Raw genomic sequence first — 17,016 nt, 5'->3', positions numbered from 1 at the left:
GCTGACCCCTCAGCGCGCACGCCGCCCGTGGATCCCGCGGGCGGCGTGCGCGTCGGCGCGTCCGGTGGCCGCGGGACTCACCGGCTCGGGCCGGGGCCCTTCGCAGGGAGGTCGCGTGCGAGCTCTTCCAGGGTGCGCAGCGCCGCGGCTTCGCGCACGGGGTCGTCCAGCTCGCCCAGGACGCCCGCGGCCTCCGTGAGCGTCGCGACGGCTCTCTCCCGCGCGCCCGTCCCGGACAGCGCGATCCCCAGGTTGGCCAGCGCGAGCGCCCTGGCATGGGCGTCGCCCAGGGCGCCGAAGGCCTCGGCGGCCTCCTCCAGCGTCGGGACGGCCTCGCCGAAGCGCCCGGCCGCGATCAGTGCGGTGCCCATCACGCTCAGCGCCCCGGCCCTGCCGTGCCGGTCGCCCGACTCCTCCGAGATCGTGACCGCTCGCCGGGCGCAGCGGGCGGCTTCCTCGTGACCACCGGTTCTGACGAGGGAGTTGGACAGGTTGCAGAGCCCGCTGGCCTCACCCCGCCGGTCGCCCAGTGCCCGGCAGAGCGCCACGGTCTCCCGCAGCGCCTCGACCGCGTCCTCGTACCGGCCGACCTGGCGCAGGGCGATGCCCAGATTGCCCAGGGCCATGCCGAGGAAGCGGGAGTCGCCGCGGTCCCGGCACAGGCTCACGGCGCGCGAGAAGACGCTGATGGCCTCGTCGAAACGACGGGTGTGCCGCAGGGCGACCCCGAGGTTCGACAGGGCGCTGCCCTCCCCACCCGTGTCTCCCAGGGACCGGAAGATCGCGACGGCCTCCCGGTGGTGGGTGATCGCCTCCGGGAACCGGCGGGTCAGCCGCAGGCAGTTGCCCAGCTGGTCCAGGGCGCGCGCCTCGGAACGCCGGTCCCGCGTGCTCCGGGCCGTGCGGACCGCGCTGTCGGCCACGGCGGACCAGTCGTCGAAGTGGCGGTGCCTCTCGAACCACTCCCCCAGGTTCAGCCCGAGCATGAGGGTGAGGTCGGCCGGGCCGAAGGAACCGGCGGAGGTGGCCGCCAGGGTGACGTTGTGCCGTTCGTCCTCGAGCCAGGCCTGCGCTTCCTGCGGCGTGTCGAACCGCTGGGTGAGCGGGCCGTCCGGATCGGGGCGCAGCAGGGTGACCGCGCTCAGCGCGGCGATCCAGTAGTGCTCGAAGAGCCGTCGGCGTACGGCGTCCCGCTCGTCCTCCTCGGCGCTGCGCTCGCCCGTCTCATCCGCGTAGAGGCGCAGCAGGTCGTGCATGCGCCAGCGGCCCCACGCCCGCGCGGGTTCGATCAGGTGGGCGCGGCCCAGGTCCTGGAGGAGCTGCGCCGCCTGCTCCTCGTCCAGCGCGGCGAGGCGGGCGGCCGCCTCGGTGGAGAGGTCGGGTCCGGGGTTGACGGGCAGCAGCCGGAAGAGCCGTGCCTGGTGCGCGGTGAGGTGCCGGTAGGACAGGTCGAAGGCGGCGCGCACGGCCCGGTCGTCGCGCGTGAGGCGGTCCAGGCGGGTGTGTTCGGCCTGGAGGGCACGGCTCAGGTCGGCCGGCGGGCGGGTGGGGAAGTCCACGAGCAGCGCGGCGACGATGTGCAGGGCGAGGGGCAGGCCCGCGCACAGCTCCGCGATGCCCCGGGCGGCTTCGGGGGCCTCCTCGATCCGGGTGTCCTCGGGGTCGGCGTACCGCAGGGCCTCGTCGAGGAAGCGGACCGAGGCCCGCGCGTCCAGGACCTTGAGGTCGTGCGGGCGGGACCCCACGGCGAGGGTGGCGCGGGAGGTGACCAGGACGGGAGTGTCGGGGTCGCCGGGGAGCAGGGGCCGTACCTGTGCCTCACCGCCCGCGTTGTCGAGGATCACGAGGGTGCGCAGGCCGTGGCCCGCCCGCGCGGCCAGGGTGGCGCGCAGCAGTGCGGCGCGGGCGTCCGTACCGGGCGGGATGTCACCGGCGGGGATGCCGAGGGTGCGCAGGAAGTCGTCGAGGACGTCCGAGGCGCCGGCCCGGCGGCCGGGGTCGGGGTCGTAGCCGTTGAGGTCGGCGAAGAGGAATCCGCCGGGGAACCAGCCCGGCTCGCGCAGGGCGCGTTCGGCGCTCTGCAGGACGAGTTCGGTCTTGCCGACCCCGGCCATGCCGACCACCGCCCGCGCCGGGGCCGCTCCGGTCGTGCCGGTGCCGGGGGCGAGCAGCGCGAGCAGGGCCTGGACGTCCTCCTCGCGGCCGGTGAAGGTCCTGGACCGCGCGGGCAGCTTGGCGAGGGTCTCCGCCACGGCCGGGACCACGGGCGGCGGGTGGGGCGGTGGCGCGGGCGGCGCGCCGGAACCGGGGCCCGGGCCGCCGCGCGTGCCGAGGATGAGGCGGCGCAGGGTGGTGAACGTACGGTGGTCGGCCGAGGTGGCCTCGAGGATGCCGGAGTGGTCGCCGGGCAGGGCCGCGGCGTCGGGGAAGACGGTCTGCGCGGAGGCGGGCGACACGACGCCGTCGCTCTCCCCCGCGTAGACCGCGAACGGGATCGGACAGGTCCGCTCCGTGACCGCCGCCGCGCCGACGACGTCCCGCAGGACGGTCCGCAGGGTCTGGGTGACCTGCTCGTTCAGCGGTCTGAGCTGGCTCTCCTGGGGGTGGCGGGACCCGAACAGCCCACGGCGCAGGGACAGGAACAGCTCGGAGCCGTTGTTGGGACAGGCCAGCATGACGACGGACCGGACCCGGGCCAGCTCCCGCCCGCGCCCGTCGCCGAGCATCCGGGCCAGGAGCCGCTGTGCGACCAGGCCGCCCTGGCTGTGGGTGACGAGCATCAGCTCCTCGAACCCGCCCGCCTCGGTGGCCAGGTACTCCTTGAGGCTGTCCGCGGCGGTGTCGATGCCGGGGAACACCCGCAGCGGGTGCAGCCGCTTGAGCCCCGTCGCGTACGCGAAGGGCAGCGTCCGCGCGAACCCGAGGTCCTCGTCGGCGGCGATCAGCGCGCGCAGCGGATCCCAGACCCGCGGACCCGACTGGAACCCGTGCACCAGCACCACACCCAGCCGACGCTCTGCCACCCCGACACCCCTCCCCGAAGCCGATGGACCACTCACGGTAACGGCCGGGGCGGGGTGCGGTCCGTGCTTCAGGGGAACCGGGTCAGAGGGTGCACCCGAGGGGGATGGCGCCGGTGCCCGTCCTGTCCGCGGGCAGGGGCACGGTGTGGCTGGGCGGCGGGGCGACGCCCGCGCGGGTCCAGCTCACCAGGTCGTCGAAGGCCTCGTTGAAGCAGGACTGCATCGGCCGGACCACCTTCGGCGCGAGGTCGTGGAAGCCGTCGGTGTGGGTGCCGTTCTCGATCCGGTAGTACCGGTGCAGGTCGCCGCGGCCGGAGCCGGTGACCAGCTTGTCGTAGACGTCCCCGGTCCGGCTGATCGGCAGCAGGACGTCGTAGGTGCCCTGGAGGGTGATCAGCGGCCGGGAGATGCGGCCGGTCAGGGAGACCCGCTCGACCGCGTCGTGGACGGCCGCGGGCCGGGCGGCGTAGTCGTAGTCGGTGTCGCAGCCGGCGCCCGTCCCCTCGGGGCAGAACGGGGTGCCGCCCTGGGTGGCACCGTCGTACTCGGGGTCGAGCTCCTCGCGGATGGTGCGCTGCAGGGAGTCCCACAGCCCCTTGTAGTGGGCCTGCCAGAGGTCCTCGGAGCCCTTCGGGTACCCCTCGGCGTACATCGCCTCCGCCGCGCCGGGCTCCTTCTTGTCGAAGCGGGGGTAGGCGCGCAGGGCGGGGGGCAGGTTGGTCAGCAGGTTGGGCGCGTCCCGGGTGAGCAGGAGGCCGTTCCAGTCGATGCCGCCCGTGTACAGCTGCGGGAAGTGCTCCAGCTGCCAGCGCACGAGGTATCCCGCCGCGGAGAGCCCGGCGGCGTAGGTCCGGGTCGGCGCCCGGCCGTAGTGCTTCGCCGCCACCAGCTTGGCCGCGACGGTCAGTTGGGCGACCCGCAGGTGCCATTCCATGATCGCGTCGCCCGGCTTGTCGCCGTCCTTGTACAGCTCGGGGCCGGTGTTGCCCTTGTCGGTGGCGGCGTACGCGAAGCCCTTCGCGAGCACCTGGTCGCTGATGATCTGGTCGTTGGCGTACTGCCGCCGGGTGCCGGGCGGGCCGGCGACCACCAGGCCGCCGTTCCAGTGCTCGGGCAAGCGGATCACGAACTGGCTGTCGTGGTTCCAGCCGTGGAGGGTGTTGGTGGTGGAGGTGTCCGGGAAGTAGCCGTCGAGCTGGATGCCCGGGATGTGCGAGGGGTTGACGGTGCCCTTCGCCTGGAGGCCCCCGAAGTCCGTTGCGTTGGTGAGGCCTTGGGGCAGGAGCGCGGCCGTGGTGAGGTCGTCCAGGCAGTGGGTGACCAGGCGCTCCGCGCCAGGGACGCGCAGCCGCTGCCCCTCACAGGGGGAGTTGGCGGCGCTCGCGCCGGCGGCGGGGAGGAGGGCGAGCGTCAACAGGGCCGGTACGAGGGCTGCCAGTGACCGGCGGCGTGGGGACATGGGGATGACGCTCCTTGGGATGACGGGGACGACCCGAATGCCCGGGTGAGGGTGGTGTCCGGGAACGAGCCGTGCGGTGATCGGGACAGGGCGACCGTAGGCCGGGCTCCCGGGCGCCGGGCAGTGCCGAACGGCCAGTTCCGCGGCACCCCTCCGGCGCCCCCGGGCCGACCGGCACGCCCCGCGGTGGACACCCCCTGCCGTTCGGCACATGACCTGTGGCCACACCTGGCGCGAGCCCCTCGACGGAGGCCGGCGCTGACGTATCGTTCCTGGTGAACAGCCGGGTGCTGCGGAGAACCGGGTACTGCGGCCCGCTCACGGCGACCGGAGCGCAGCCCCGCCGAGAGGACTCCGGATGACCTCGCCCCCCATCGCCGTGCCGTGGATACCGCCCGTGCTGTACACGGCCGTCCTGGTCGGCGGCAGCTACCACGCGGCCGTGTCGGACCGCCCCGCGCACGGTGCGTACACCGCGGGCTTCGCGGCGGGGCTGGTGCTGCTCCTCCTGCTCGGACCGGCCGAGCGCCGCCGCTTCCCCCGCGGCACCCCGGCCGCCGCGGCGGCGGTCCTGCTGGCCGCGCGGGTCGTCCTGTTCTCGGTGGTGGCCCTGCTGGACGGCTCGGGCGTGTCGCGGGCCCTGTTCGTCCTGGTGCCCTTCACGGCCCACCTGGTCTTCGGGCGGCGGGCGGGCCTGCTCTCGGGAGCGGGGTGCGTCGCGCTGCTGGTCACCGGCTACACGGTCTGGGTGCCGCGGTGGTGGGTGCGCGACGCGTACGTGTCCGACCTGCTGATGTTCGCCCTGGCGCTGGCCCTGGCGTTGTCGATGGCGGCCGTCGCCGTCCGAGAACAGGCCGGCCGGGCCCGGCTGGAGGGCGCCCTCGCCGAGCTGGAGCAGTCCCACGAGCGGCTGTCCGACTACGCGGTGCGGGTCGCCGAGCTGTCCACGGCGGGCGAGCGCAACCGGGTCGCCCGGGAGATCCACGACAGCCTCGGCCACCATCTCACCGCCGTCGCCATCCAGTTGGAGAAGGCTGAGGCGTTCCGCGCACTCGACCCGGCGGCCGCCGCCAAGGCGGTGTCCGATGCCCGCTGGTCCGCCGGACGCGCGCTCACGGAGGTCCGCGAGTCGGTGAGCGCCCTGCGCGACGCCCGTCCCTTCTCGCTCACCCGCGCGCTCGCCGACCTGGTCCGCCACCTCGGGGACGACCGGCTGACGGTGACGCTCGACGTCACCGGGGATGAGAGCGGCTACGACGCCGCGTCGCTGACCGCCCTCTACCGGGCCGCCCAGGAGGCCCTCACCAACGCCCACCGCCACGGGCGGGCCACCCGCATCGAGGTCACGGCCGCCTACGGCGAAGCCGCGGCCCGGCTGGTCGTCGTGGACGACGGGCAGGGATTCTCCGACTCCGCGGCGAGCCGGCCGAGCGGTACCGGGTTCGGGATCCGCGGCATGCGCGAGCGGGTCGAACTCCTGGGCGGGCGGCTCGACATCGAGGACCGCCCGGCTTCCCGGCCCTCGGCCGGAGCCGTCGTCACCGTGACGGTCCCGCGCGCCCCGCTGCTCGCCGGGAGCGCCTTGTGAACACCCCGGCGAACACCTCCGCCGCTCCCCCGTACTCCGCCCCGGCGGTCGGTACCGGCGCGGCGGCCCCCGTCCGCGTCCTGATCGTCGACGACCAGGAACTCGTCCGGGAGGGCATCGCCTCCCTCCTGGGCATCCAACCCGGCGTCGCCGTCGTGGGCACCGCGGCGGACGGCCGCCAGGCGGTCGAGGCCGCCGTCACCCACCGGCCGGACGTGGCCCTGGTGGACGTCCGGATGCCCGGCATGGACGGCATCGAGGCCACGGCGGTGCTCGCGGCCCGGGTGCCGTCCTGCCGGATCGTCATGCTGACCACCTTCGACGACCAGGACTACGTCGCCCGGGCGCTGCGGGCCGGAGCGGTCGGGTACCTGCTCAAGAACCTGCCCTCGGCCGAACTCGCCCGCGCCGTACGCCTCGTCCACGCCGGTGTCGCCCAGCTCGACGCCTCGGTGATGACCCGCCTCGCCGCCGCGCTGGCGGCCCCCGGGCCGACGGGACCCGCCCCGGACGGCCCCGGCCCGACGGCTACGGACGCACCCGGGCACCGCCCGCCGGGACCGGGGCCGGCGGACGCCCTCACCGGACGCGAGGTGGACGTACTGCGTCTGGTCGCGGGCGGCTCGACCAACCGCGAGATCGCCACGCGTCTCCACCTCAGCGAAGGCACCGTCAAGAACCACATCTCCCGCATCCTCGGCCGCCTCGGCCTGCGCGACCGCACACAGGCCGCCCTGTACGCCCACGACCAGGGCCTGCTCTGAGGCGGCCCGGGGTCCGGGCCGGGCGGGTCACACCGTGCGCCGGCGTCCCGCGCATCGCAGCGCCATGGCGGCGGCCACGGCGAGGGCGAGGGTCGCGATCCCCGAGGCCGCCAGGACCGGCCAGGGCCCGAGCCGCGGGGGCCGTGCTCTTCGGCCGCCGGCTGCGCCGACTCCCGTCACCGGGGGCCGCGCCGACCACCCGTGCGGACCGGCCGGGAGGCGCGGTCACGGTGCCCGGCCACGCCACGGCGACCCCGCTCATCCCGTCACCGGGGCAGCCTGGTGCGCCGGCCCCCCGTGCGGTCGAGGGGCCTATGGCGTATCTGTCGCATCCCGCTCCGCCGCCTCGGCGATGCGCTTGACGGCCGCCAGCCGCCGGTCCCAGTCCGCGGCGAGCGTGGCCATCCAGCGGGCGGTCGCGTCCAGCGCCGCGGGCCGCACCGCGTAACGCACCTCGCGTCCGACGCGGTTGCCGCGGACCAGCCCGGCGGCGTCCAGGACGGCGAGGTGCTTGACCACCGCCTGCCGCGAGACCGGCAGGCCTTCGGCGAGCGTCGTCGCGGTGACCTCCCCCCGCGCGGCGAGCAGGTCGAGCAGCTTGCGCCGCGTGGGGTCGGCCAGCGCGACGAGCACGCTGTCGACCCCCTCGTCGCCGGCGCGGTGTCCGTCCGTCACGCGGAGGGCTGTTCGGCGCGCTTCTTGAAGGCGTCGAGCACCTGCGGCCAGCCCCCGGTGTTGTCCTTCACGGCGCGGCTGCGCAGTTCCTCCGACCCGGCCAGCGCAGCGAAACCGCTCTCGACGACGCGGAGCCGCGTCTTGTCGCCCTCCCGGCTGAGCGTGAACTCCACGAGGGTGCTGTTGTCCTCGCGCAGCTCCTGGCCGGGGAAGGCGCTGGCCCAGCGGTACGCCAGGTAGGTCTGCGGCTCGATCTTCTCCACCCGCACCGGGAAGTCCCCGTACTCGGCGTTCTTCGCCGTCTTCACCTCGCCCTCCTTCCCCGCGACGCCGGTCAGGTTCGCCTCGTCGGCCACCCAGAAGCCCGGCTCGGTCACCAGCGACCAGACCCGGTCCAGGGAGGCTTCGATCAGGGTTTCGCGTTCGATCCGGTTCTCACTCATGAGTGGACTCCTTCGTCGTCGCCATTGGGTGCAACTCCAGGGTTGCACGACTGCTCGCGACGCGCAACCCGAGGGTTGCATACTGGGGCCTGTGTCTCCCGGGCGGCCCAGCGGTCGCTTCGGCGGTCGCTTCAGCGGTCGCGGAAGGTGTGCCGGTAGGTGTCCGGAGGGACCCCGAGCGCGCGGTTGAAGTGCCGGCGCAGAGTGGCGGCGGTGCCCATGCCGGTCTGGGCGGCGATCTGCTCGATGCTGCCGTCCGTGGTCTCGAGGAGCTCCTGGGCCCGGTGCAGCCGCTGGCTGAGGAGCCACCGCAGCGGGGTGGTGCCGGTGGCCGCGTTGAACTGCCGGGTGAGCTGGCGCGTACTCACACCGGCCCGGCGCGCGAGGTCGGGCACGCCAAGCGGCCGGTGGAGGCGGCCGGAGGCCCACTCCAGCAGGTCCGCGAGCGGGTCGGCGTCCCGGGCGGGCACCGGCGCCGGGATGAACTGGGCCTGGCCGCCGGTGCGGTGGGGCGGTACGACCAGGCGGCGCGCCAGCGCGTTCGCGACCGCCGCGCCGTGGTCGAGCCGGACGACGTACAGGCACAGGTCCATCCCGGCGGCCTTGCCCGCGGAGGTCAGGATCGATCCGCTGTCGACGTAGAGGACCTCGGGGTCGACCTGGACCCGCGGATGGCGGGAGGCGAGCAGCGGGGCGTGCATCCAGTGCGTCGTGGCCCGGCGGCCGTCGAGGAGGCCGGCCGCCGCCAGCACGAACGCCCCGGTGCACAGGGAGAGGACCCGGGCGCCGTTCTCGTGCGCCGCGCGCACCGCGTCCACCAGGTCGGCGGGCGGGCCCTCGTCCAGGTCGTGGCAGGCCGGGACCACGACGGTGTCCGCGGCCGCGAGCGCCCCGAGGTCCTGGACGAGGTCGGCCCGCATCCACCCGCCGACGCGCGCCGCGTCGGGCCCGCAGACGGTGAACGAGTACCAGGGATCGGCCAGGTCGGACCGGTCGACGCCGAAGACCTCGCAGGCGGCGGCCGCTTCGAAGAGGCTGATGCCGTCATGGACGGCCAGTGCCACGGTGTGCGCGTCCGGATGCATGTCCGAAAGTGTACGCAGCGCGCTGTTCCGGACTGTCGACGACCGACGGCGAGGCGGAACGCCTCGACCGGACCCCGCGGGTCACTCCACCTCGTCCGTCAGGCCGACGCGGGCTGGTCGTACCAGGAGAAGGCCGCGATGCGCCAGCCGTCGGGGGTGCGGACGAACTGGATCGTCTTGCTCCCGCCGCCTTCGAACGGCTCGCCGTCCAGCACTCCGGACTTGCGGTAGTCGCCGAACCGGGAAGCGATGTCGCCCGTGATCTCGGTGCGTTCGGAGGTCTCCCACTCACTGAACTCGACCAGTCGGCCGCCGGTCAGCAGCTGTCGGCGCGGTTCGATGAACTCGTCCACGCCGTACACCGTGAAGTGCGGGCCGGTCATGACGATCACCCCGTCCGGCAGGACCAGCCGGCGGATCCGCTCCAAGTCGGCGCTCTTTCCGCCCCTGTTGTCGAACGCTCCGAAGAACTCGGCGGTCACCACGTCGATTTCAGCCTTGGACATGGCGCGAGATTAACACCCCTGTTCGGCGATGAGGACGGGCAGCTTGCGCATGTCGTGGAAGACGACGGTGCCGGGGCCCTCGAGCCGGTCGGCCGGGGTGAGTCCGCCCGCGTAGCCGAAGGAGCGCATCCCCGCCGCGCGGGCGGCGCGGACGCCGGGGTTGCTGTCCTCGACCACGACGCAGGCCGCGGGGTCGACGCCCATCCGCCGCGCCGCGTGCAGGAAGAGGTCGGGGGCGGGCTTGCCGCGGGGCACCTCGGCCGCGCTGAAGATGTGGCCCGCGAAGCGTTCGTAGAGACCGGTGACACCGAGGGTGTGCCGCATCTTCTCGTGCGAGCCGCTGGAGGCGACGCACACCGGCAAGGTGATCCCGGCCAGCGCCTCGGGCAGCCCGTCGACCGCCTCGAGCCCGGCGTCCACCGTCTCCCGGTGGCGCAGCATGAACTGCTCCCACCAGAAGGCGGCCGTCTCCTCGCCGAGCCGCTGCGCGATCTGTTCGCAGATGGACTCCTTGGAGCGCCCGATGAACCGCTCGATGACGTCGTCGGCGGTCAAGGGCCAGCCGAGCTCCGCTCCGAGGGCCACCTGGAGGCGCAGGGCGATGCGCTCGCTGTCGACGAGTACACCGTCGCAGTCGAATATGACGAGTTCAATCGGCTTGATCATCCGGGCAGCATACGGCCGTCCCCCACGGTCGAGCCGTGGTCGCCCCGCGCTCACCGCGTCGTCCCCCCAGCGTCTTCCGCCGACCCCGCAGTGGGCTAGCGTCGACGGCGACACGATCAGGAAGGACCACACATGGAACCCGCCCAGCACGCCGCGGCCGTCGCGGCGGAGGCCGCCCGATTCGTCGCTGCGGTCAAGGGAGCCGACCCCGCCACCCCGGTACCGTCCTGCCCGGGCTGGACCCTGGGCGATCTGACGCGGCACGCCGGAAGCGTGCACCGCTGGTTCAGCGTCCTGCTGCGCGGGCGCATCCAGCAGCCGCCGACCAGCCGCGACGTGGAGCTGCGCCTGCCGGAGCAGCCCGTCGACTACCCGGACTGGCTGGCCGAGAGCGCCGCGCAGTCCGCCGAGGTGTTCGCCGCCACCGACCTCGACGCGCCCATGTGGGCCTGGGGGCTCGACCAGCACGCCCGGTTCTGGGTGCGCCGCATGCTCTTCGAGACCCTCGTGCACCGGGTCGACGCCGACCTCGCGCTCGGACTCCCGCCGAAGATCGACCGCGCGCTGGCGGTGGACGGCGTCGACGAGTTCCTGACCAACCTGCCGTTCGCCGCCGTCTTCGCGCCCGGGACCGCCGAGCTGCGCGGCCCCGACCGCACCATCCGTTTCAGCTGCACGGACGGCGACGACACGTGGCTGGTCCGGCTGCGCCCCGACGGGTTCGGGCTGGTGACCGACGACACCGGATCCCGCACGGCGGACGCCACCGTCCAGGGCGCCTCCGGCGACCTGCTGCTAACCCTGTACGGCCGTCTGGAGCACACGGACGAGGCCTTCCAGCGGGTCGGCGACCAGGACCTGCTCGCCCACTGGTTCGCCCACTCGGCGTTCTAGTGCCGTGGCCGGGAAGGCGCGCCGGGCGCCGCGACCCGGTGAACCTTCCCGGTCACGGCACTAGGCCGGGTCGGTCTCGGCGTCCCGCAGGGCCGTGCGGACGCCGGTGATCACCACGGCGATCAGGCACAGGGCGATGACGGTCTCGGCCCACAGGAAGGCGAACCAGTCCAGCACGCAGCCGATCGGTGGTGTGCCGGGAGCGGTGTTGCGGAACGCCGCGAGGGCGAAGAGGGTGGCGGCCATCCATGCGAGGGCGGGCCAGACCAGGCCCTGGCGGCGGCTCATCAGGTACCAGGCTCCGATGAGCACGGATGCCGCCAGTGCCCACATCACCACCATCATGAAGACGGCGAAGACGAGCAGGCTGCTCGACCGGTCCAGCCCCAGCCCCACGACGGCTTGCTGCGAGGAGGACAGGGGTGCCGCGGAGACCGAGAACAGGGTGTCGTTGTTGGAGAGGTTCAGCCGCACCGGCACCTGTCTGCCGTCGAGCTGGGCCCGGAATTCGATGTCGGTCTGGTAGGTGTCGAACGGGTAGTCGCTGATCGATCCGCCCGTGAGCGCGACCTGTACGTCCCTGGTCGTGATCCGCTCGTGTGCCTTGAACCCCAGGTCACCGAGGGTCGCCGCGGAGGTCTGGAGGCTGAGGTCGGCCGCCGGGGCGGTCCCCTCCTCCTCGCCGAGGGTCCCGCGCGGGGTGACCCGTACCCGCAGGAGCAGCTCCCTGGCCGCGGCGTCGACCCGCTGGACGGTGGCTTCCACGTCCACCCGGTCGGCGGCCCGGGATCCGACCGTGTGGACCCTGTCGAGCGCCTGCCGCTCGCCGAACTGCAGCCACGACCCCACCGACACCGCCGCCACGATCAGGACCGCGATGGGCAGGAGCACCGGCAGGAGCGAGGACCCGGAGCGGCGCGGGCGACGCGGCGGACGTGGGGGACGCGGTTCCCAGTGGAGGGTCATGCCGACTCCGGCGGTGCGGTACGGGGTTTCAGGACCCGGTCTCGAATGCGGGCGGTTCGAGACCCTTCAGGCACGCGGTGTCCGGCGCGTCCGGGGTGTCGAAGAACGAGACGGCGATGTCCTGGGCGCACTTCGAGGTGGCGAACACCACGTGCGGCTCGTAGGGGACGGTGACGACCGTGGCCTTGCTCAGCGTGCGGGCGACGTACGGGCCGTTGTCGGCCCCGGTCTGCGAGTCGAAGCCGCCCGAGAGGGCGAGGGTGGGGACGTCACCGCGCGTGGCGTCCCGGATCGACGGCGCCGCCGCGGGGACGTTCCAGGCGTCGCAGTCCGCAGGGAGGAAGGCGAGCTGCGGAGCCTGCTCCTGCACCGAGCGCGGGAAGGCCGGGAACGCTTCCTGTCCGCCCCGGAGCGCCTGCTCCTGCGTCTCGTACGGCGTCCACTCGCTGCAGAAGACGCCGTAGACGAGACCGTGCGCGACCCGGCCCATGGCCGCCGGGCTGAGCTTGCCGCCCGCGTACTGCTGGGCGATGCGCTGCGGCTTGCCGTGGGCCAGCTCGTCGAGGGCGGCGGGTACCTGGGGAGCCACGTGGGTGGCGGAGGTCATCCAGTTCACCAGGGCTCCGCCGTCCAGGACGACCTTCACCGGCTTGTCGCTGCCGGGGACGGTGACGGTGGTGGTGACGGGCTTGGCCGTGAGCGCGCGGACGAGCCGGTCGAGGGTGGCCGACAGGTTCGGGTAGCGCTTGTTGCACGCCGACTGCTCCTTGCAGGCCTTGAAGAGGCCGTCGAAGCCCTGCCGGGCGCTGCTCCAGGTCGCGGCCGAGCCCGCCCTGGACGGCGGCAGTATGCCGTCGAGTCCCACGGAGCGGAGCCCTTGGGGGTGCAGGCGCATGTAGACCAGCGCCAGCTGGGTGCCGTACGAGATCCCGTACAGGTTCCACCGCTCTATGCCCAGCGCGGCGCGCAGGCCCTCGTAGTCGGCGGCGCTCTCGGTGTCGTTGTAGGCACCGAGGTCCAGACCCTTGGCCGCCAGCTTGTCGCGGCAGGCCTTGGTGGCCGCGACGTGCACGCGCTCGGTGGACGGGGCGTCGGAGACGAGGCCGACCGCGTGGGCGTTGAACTCGTCGATGTTGGGGCAGAGCGCGTCCGGGACGGCCGAGTACGTACCGCGCTGGGACATGAAGATCACGTCACGGTCGCGGTTGAGGCCGCCGTCGATCGCCATCTTCGCCTCGCCCACCGCATCGTCGCCCGGCCCGCCCGCGAGCCACACGACGGGGTCGGATTTCGGGGTGGCGGACGCGGCGGCCACGATCGCGACACCGAGTCGGATCGTCTTGCTGCTCGGCTTGGCGCGGTTCTCGGGCACGGTGAGCGTTCCGCAGCGGGCCCCCTTCAGCGCCTCGACCGGTTCGGGCGTCTTCGGGCACGGGCCCGGCTCGAAGCGGGCGTCACCCACCGTCCGGGCGGTCGTGCCGATCGGCGCTCCGGGGGTGGGTGTGGTGTCGCCGCGGAACCGCGCCTGAGCGGGGGCCGCGAGCAGGCCCGTGACGAGGAGGCCGGTCGCCACGCCGGCCGACGTGGCGCGGAACCCCCGTACGGTGCGGCGACGGCGGGGAGCGTGCTGCTGTGTCATCTGCCCTCCCTGAACGTTTGGGCTGAACGTTTGGGCTGAAAGTTCGGGCTGAAAGTTCGGGCGGTTGCTTCGGGCTTCGGGCTTCGGGCTTCGGGCGGTCACTTCGGGATGATCGTGAAAGGTTCGGGTGCGAGACCGTCCACGCAACCGGTGTCCGGCGCGGTCGGGCGGGCCAGGAACGAGGCCAGCACACGTTGCGCGCAGGGCGACTGCGGGACCACCCAGTGGCCGATTCCGGGGATCTGCACGGCGGTCGAGCGGGACAGGTCGTGGGCTACGCCCTTCGCCCAACTCGCCCCGGTCTTCACGTCGAACGTCCCGGAGATGACGAGCGCCGGCACGGAGCTGACCGTGGCGACCCGCTGGACGGACGCGCGGTCCGCAACCTTCCAGACCCCGCACACCGGGTACTGGAAGGGGAGTTGCGGCACTTGCGCCAGGACGGTGTCCGGCCACCCCGGGAAGGCCTTCTGCCCCGCCTTCAGCACATCGGGTTCCGAGGACCCCGGCGCCCACTCGCTGCAGGCCACCGAGTTCGTCAGACCGTGCGCGAACACGCCGACGTTCTGGACGGAGCCGGCCGCGCGCGCCTGCGCGAAACGCTCCGGGTTCCCGTGGCCGAGCTCCTCCAGCGCCGCCGGGATGTCCTTGGGCCGGGGGGTGAGGGCGACGATGAGGTTGAGCAGCGCGCCCCCGTCGAGGACGGTCTTGACCGGCTTGCCGCCCTTCGCCTGCGGGACGTTCAGCGTCAGGGGGTGCGCCTCCAGCGTGCGCACCTGTTCCGTCAGCGTGCGGGCGAGGTCCGGGTACCGGTCCTCGCAGGCGGGCTGCGCCGCGCACGCCGCGAAGATGGTGCGGATCCCCTCGGCGGCGCTGCTCCATCCCCACGGCAGGACCGCGTCGTGGGGAGGGGTGACCGAGTCGATCGCCACGGCGCGGATTCCCTCGGGGTGCAGGCGCAGGTAGGTGAGGGCCAGGTTGCTGCCGTAGGAGTACCCGTAGACGTTCCACCGGGGGATGGCCAGCGCTGTGCGGAGGTCGGCGAAGTCCGCCGCGTTCTCGGTGGTGTTGTAGGCGCTCAGGTCGGTGCCGTCGGCCGTCAGGCGGTCCCGGCACTCCTTCACCGCCTTCAGCATGAGCTGTTGCGCCCGTGGCGCGTCGTAACCCAGGCCCACGGCCTGTGCGTTGAAGCGGTCGATCTCCGGACAGGCGAGGTTCGGCCGGTCGTAGAGATTGCCGCGCTGGGCCATCACGATCAGCTCGCGGTCCTTGTTCAGGCCCGAGTCGACGAGGAACGGGATGTCGTCGAAGGTGTCGGCGCCGGGGCCGCCCGCCATGAACACCAGCGGGTCGGCGGCGGGCTTCGCCGAGGCGGCCGGGATGCGCGCCACGGCCAGCTTGATGGTGCGCCCGCCGGGGTGGGATCGGTTCTCCGGTACTTCGAGGAACCCGCACCGGGCGTCACTCAGCGCCTCGACCGGCTCGGGCGTCCTCGGACAGGCGCCGGGCACGAACCGGGACGGGGCGGCCGGGCTCGGCCCGGCGGCCCGGGCGGCTGCCACCGTGGCGCCGCCCGGAACGGGGCCGAACCCCGCCAGGCACACGAGTGCGGCGGCGGCGGTCACGCCATGGATTCTGTGTTTCGGCATGTGATCGTTCCTCTGCCGTCACGAGCGGCGGTCCTGCCGGGCCAAGCCGCAACAGTTAGAGCGGAACGCGCGTCTTGAACGCTACCGGGCGGCACGTGCACCCGCACGCGGAGCGGCCGCGGCCCGCAGCTGCGCCCGCACTCGTCGCCGCCTGCACGAAAGGATGAACCGGGCACCGAACGCGGCGCGTCCCGCTGCCGCAGGCGGCACTGTGCGGTGGCGGGGTGAGCGGTCCCCCACGAGGCAAGGGGCGGGATGGGCGTGGGGCATCCGACGACGCGGCGGGCGGTTTCGGCTCGGGACCGGGCGCGCTACCGGTTCGACCGGACGCTGGCCCGCAGCACCAGCACCCTGATGGGATGGCTGGTGATCACGTGCCTGGCCGTCGTCGTCCCGGTGAGCACGCTCCTGGTGTGGACGGATCCCGGCTCGCCGCGGTCGCTGTCGGGCCGGCTCACGGCGGCCTGGCGGACCAGTGCGGAGACGCTGCGCCTCGGGGCGGCGAGCGGGACGCCGCTGCGCATGGCGCTGTCGGCGCTGCTCGGCCTGGTCGCCCTGCTGTGCGTGTCGACCCTGGTGGGCGTGATCACCACGGGTCTGGCCGAGCGGATGGCGGAGCTGAGCCGGGGGCGCTCGACGGTCCTGGAGCAGGGCCACGTCGTGGTGCTCGGCTGGTCGGACCAGGTCACCACCGTGGTGGCCGAGCTGGTCGCCGCGCAGGCCCCGCAGCGGCCGCGGGCCGTCGTCCTGCTCGCCGACCGGGACAAGACCGAGATGGAGCGGGTGCTGACGGCAGCGGTCGGGCCGGCCGCCCGCACCCGGTTGATCTGCCGCAGCGGTCCCGCGAGCGATCCCGGTGTCCTCGCGCTGGTCAGCCCGCGGACGGCGAGTACGGTCCTCGTGCTGCCCTCCGGGGAGCCGACGGGCGACGCGGAGGTGCTGCGGGTCCTGCTGGCCCTGCGCGCCGTCCTCGGCCAGGGGACGGACGGGCCGCCGGTGCTGGCCGCGGTGCGGGACGACCGGTACCTCGCACCGGCCCGGCTCGCCGCGGGCCCGCGCGGCACGGTGCTGGAGACCGACACGGTCACGGCCCGGCTGATCACGCAGTGCGTCGGCCGTCCCGGTCTCTCCCTGGTCCTGGCCGATCTGCTCGACTTCGCGGGCGACGAGTTCCACCTCACCGACGCGACCGCCTTCGAGGGCGGCCCCTTCGGTACGGCGCTGCTGGGCCACGCCGCGTCCTGTGTGGTCGGGCTGCTCACGCCCGAGGGGCGGCCGTTGCTGAACCCGCCCGCCGACACCCCCGTCGCACCGGGGAGCCGGCTGATCGTCCTCACCCTCGACGACGGTTCGGCGCGCCCGGAGGACTGTCGCCACCTGGTGGACGCCTCGGTGATCACCACGGACCGGCCGCCGCCCCCGGAGCGGGACGGCGGTGCGCGCCTGCTACTGCTCGGCTGGAACCGGCGGGCGCCGCGCGTGGTCGAGCAGTTGCGGCGTACGGCCCGCCCCGGCTCCGTACTGGACGTGATCACGGACCCGGCCGTGCCCGAACCGCGGGAAGCCGTGCCCGAACCGCGGGAAGCCGTGCCCGAACCGCGGGAAGCCGTGCCCGAACCGCGGGAAGCCGTGCCCGAACCGCGGGAAGCCGTGCCCGAG

General features: G+C 73.8%; 14 protein-coding genes. 4 read left to right on the top strand and 10 right to left on the bottom strand.

What is annotated here, in order from left to right; translation table 11 throughout:
* Positions 1-77: 77 nt before the first annotated feature.
* Entirely contained in the window at positions 78-3,023 is a 2,946-nt protein-coding gene (locus ABT084_RS02440; protein ID WP_351037789.1) for a tetratricopeptide repeat protein, read from the bottom strand.
* Between the two features lie 82 nt (positions 3,024-3,105).
* Positions 3,106-4,482, bottom strand: coding sequence for a tannase/feruloyl esterase family alpha/beta hydrolase (locus ABT084_RS02435; protein ID WP_351037788.1), 1,377 nt, complete (start codon positions 4,480-4,482; stop codon positions 3,106-3,108).
* A gap of 358 nt (positions 4,483-4,840) precedes the next feature.
* Here ABT084_RS02435 and ABT084_RS02430 point away from each other — a divergent pair, with 358 nt between their 5' ends.
* Together ABT084_RS02430 and ABT084_RS02425 are read left to right on the top strand one after the other, a co-directional pair.
* Positions 4,841-6,070 (top strand): sensor histidine kinase, encoded by a 1,230-nt coding sequence (locus ABT084_RS02430; RefSeq protein ID WP_351037787.1) that lies wholly within the window; start codon positions 4,841-4,843, stop codon positions 6,068-6,070.
* The gene (locus ABT084_RS02425; RefSeq protein WP_351037786.1) at positions 6,067-6,834 is read left to right on the top strand and encodes a response regulator transcription factor; all 768 of its coding nucleotides are present in this window, start codon (positions 6,067-6,069) and stop codon (positions 6,832-6,834) included. The genes ABT084_RS02430 and ABT084_RS02425 overlap by 4 nt, the downstream gene beginning before the upstream one ends.
* A 312-nt stretch (positions 6,835-7,146) precedes the next feature.
* On the opposite strand, the gene ABT084_RS02420 is transcribed toward ABT084_RS02425, so the two are convergent.
* The 5 genes from ABT084_RS02420 to ABT084_RS02400 form a co-directional block, all read right to left on the bottom strand.
* Positions 7,147-7,509: an ArsR/SmtB family transcription factor gene (locus tag ABT084_RS02420; protein ID WP_351037785.1), complete on the bottom strand. Its 363-nt coding sequence runs from the start codon at positions 7,507-7,509 to the stop codon at positions 7,147-7,149.
* Complete coding sequence (locus tag ABT084_RS02415; RefSeq protein WP_351037784.1) at positions 7,506-7,952, bottom strand: SRPBCC domain-containing protein; 447 nt, start codon at positions 7,950-7,952, stop codon at positions 7,506-7,508. The genes ABT084_RS02420 and ABT084_RS02415 overlap by 4 nt, the downstream gene beginning before the upstream one ends.
* Positions 7,953-8,083: 131 nt before the next feature.
* Positions 8,084-9,037: a helix-turn-helix domain-containing protein gene (locus tag ABT084_RS02410; RefSeq protein ID WP_351037783.1), complete on the bottom strand. Its 954-nt coding sequence runs from the start codon at positions 9,035-9,037 to the stop codon at positions 8,084-8,086.
* A gap of 98 nt (positions 9,038-9,135) precedes the next feature.
* On the bottom strand, positions 9,136-9,543 hold the full coding sequence (locus tag ABT084_RS02405; RefSeq protein ID WP_351037782.1) for a Cif family virulence factor: 408 nt from the start codon (positions 9,541-9,543) through the stop codon (positions 9,136-9,138).
* 9 nt (positions 9,544-9,552) lie between these two features.
* Positions 9,553-10,209 (bottom strand): HAD family hydrolase, encoded by a 657-nt coding sequence (locus tag ABT084_RS02400; protein WP_351037781.1) that lies wholly within the window; start codon positions 10,207-10,209, stop codon positions 9,553-9,555.
* Between the two features lie 132 nt (positions 10,210-10,341).
* Between ABT084_RS02400 and ABT084_RS02395 the strand changes: the two genes are divergently transcribed.
* Positions 10,342-11,103 carry a maleylpyruvate isomerase family mycothiol-dependent enzyme gene (locus tag ABT084_RS02395; protein WP_351037780.1) on the top strand — a complete coding sequence of 254 codons (762 nt, stop codon included), beginning with the start codon at positions 10,342-10,344 and terminating at the stop codon, positions 11,101-11,103.
* Positions 11,104-11,163: 60 nt separating this feature from the next.
* On the opposite strand, the gene ABT084_RS02390 is transcribed toward ABT084_RS02395, so the two are convergent.
* From ABT084_RS02390 to ABT084_RS02380, 3 genes are all read right to left on the bottom strand, one after another.
* Positions 11,164-12,000 (bottom strand): DUF4436 family protein, encoded by an 837-nt coding sequence (locus tag ABT084_RS02390; protein WP_351037943.1) that lies wholly within the window; start codon positions 11,998-12,000, stop codon positions 11,164-11,166.
* A gap of 97 nt (positions 12,001-12,097) precedes the next feature.
* Positions 12,098-13,708 (bottom strand): alpha/beta fold hydrolase, encoded by a 1,611-nt coding sequence (locus tag ABT084_RS02385; RefSeq protein ID WP_351037779.1) that lies wholly within the window; start codon positions 13,706-13,708, stop codon positions 12,098-12,100.
* A 98-nt stretch (positions 13,709-13,806) separates the two neighbouring features.
* The gene (locus ABT084_RS02380) at positions 13,807-15,357 is read right to left on the bottom strand and encodes an alpha/beta fold hydrolase (protein ID WP_351037778.1); all 1,551 of its coding nucleotides are present in this window, start codon (positions 15,355-15,357) and stop codon (positions 13,807-13,809) included.
* Between the two features lie 261 nt (positions 15,358-15,618).
* On the opposite strand from ABT084_RS02380, the gene ABT084_RS02375 reads away from it, so the two are divergent.
* Positions 15,619-17,016: CASTOR/POLLUX-related putative ion channel (locus ABT084_RS02375; RefSeq protein ID WP_502968816.1), on the top strand; the 1,398-nt coding region annotated here is incomplete at its 3' end.

The sequence above is a fragment of the Streptomyces sp. NPDC002138 genome (assembly GCF_040296485.1).
Taxonomy (GTDB): Bacteria; Actinomycetota; Actinomycetes; order Streptomycetales; family Streptomycetaceae; genus Streptomyces.
Note: the sequence above shows the minus strand (reverse complement) of the source record. Positions and strands in the feature narration are given on the sequence as shown.

What these genes read in the sequence shown, in the direction of transcription:
- ABT084_RS02435 (WP_351037788.1), bottom strand. Translation starts at nt 4,482, where the DNA reads ATGTCCCCACGCCGCCGGTCACTGGCAGCCCTCGTACCGGCCCTGTTG.
- ABT084_RS02430 (WP_351037787.1), top strand. Translation starts at nt 4,841, where the DNA reads ATGACCTCGCCCCCCATCGCCGTGCCGTGGATACCGCCCGTGCTGTAC.
- ABT084_RS02415 (WP_351037784.1), bottom strand. Translation starts at nt 7,952, where the DNA reads ATGAGTGAGAACCGGATCGAACGCGAAACCCTGATCGAAGCCTCCCTG.
- ABT084_RS02410 (WP_351037783.1), bottom strand. Translation starts at nt 9,037, where the DNA reads ATGCATCCGGACGCGCACACCGTGGCACTGGCCGTCCATGACGGCATC.
- ABT084_RS02405 (WP_351037782.1), bottom strand. Translation starts at nt 9,543, where the DNA reads ATGTCCAAGGCTGAAATCGACGTGGTGACCGCCGAGTTCTTCGGAGCG.
- ABT084_RS02400 (WP_351037781.1), bottom strand. Translation starts at nt 10,209, where the DNA reads ATGATCAAGCCGATTGAACTCGTCATATTCGACTGCGACGGTGTACTC.
- ABT084_RS02395 (WP_351037780.1), top strand. Translation starts at nt 10,342, where the DNA reads ATGGAACCCGCCCAGCACGCCGCGGCCGTCGCGGCGGAGGCCGCCCGA.
- ABT084_RS02385 (WP_351037779.1), bottom strand. Translation starts at nt 13,708, where the DNA reads ATGACACAGCAGCACGCTCCCCGCCGTCGCCGCACCGTACGGGGGTTC.
- ABT084_RS02380 (WP_351037778.1), bottom strand. Translation starts at nt 15,357, where the DNA reads ATGCCGAAACACAGAATCCATGGCGTGACCGCCGCCGCCGCACTCGTG.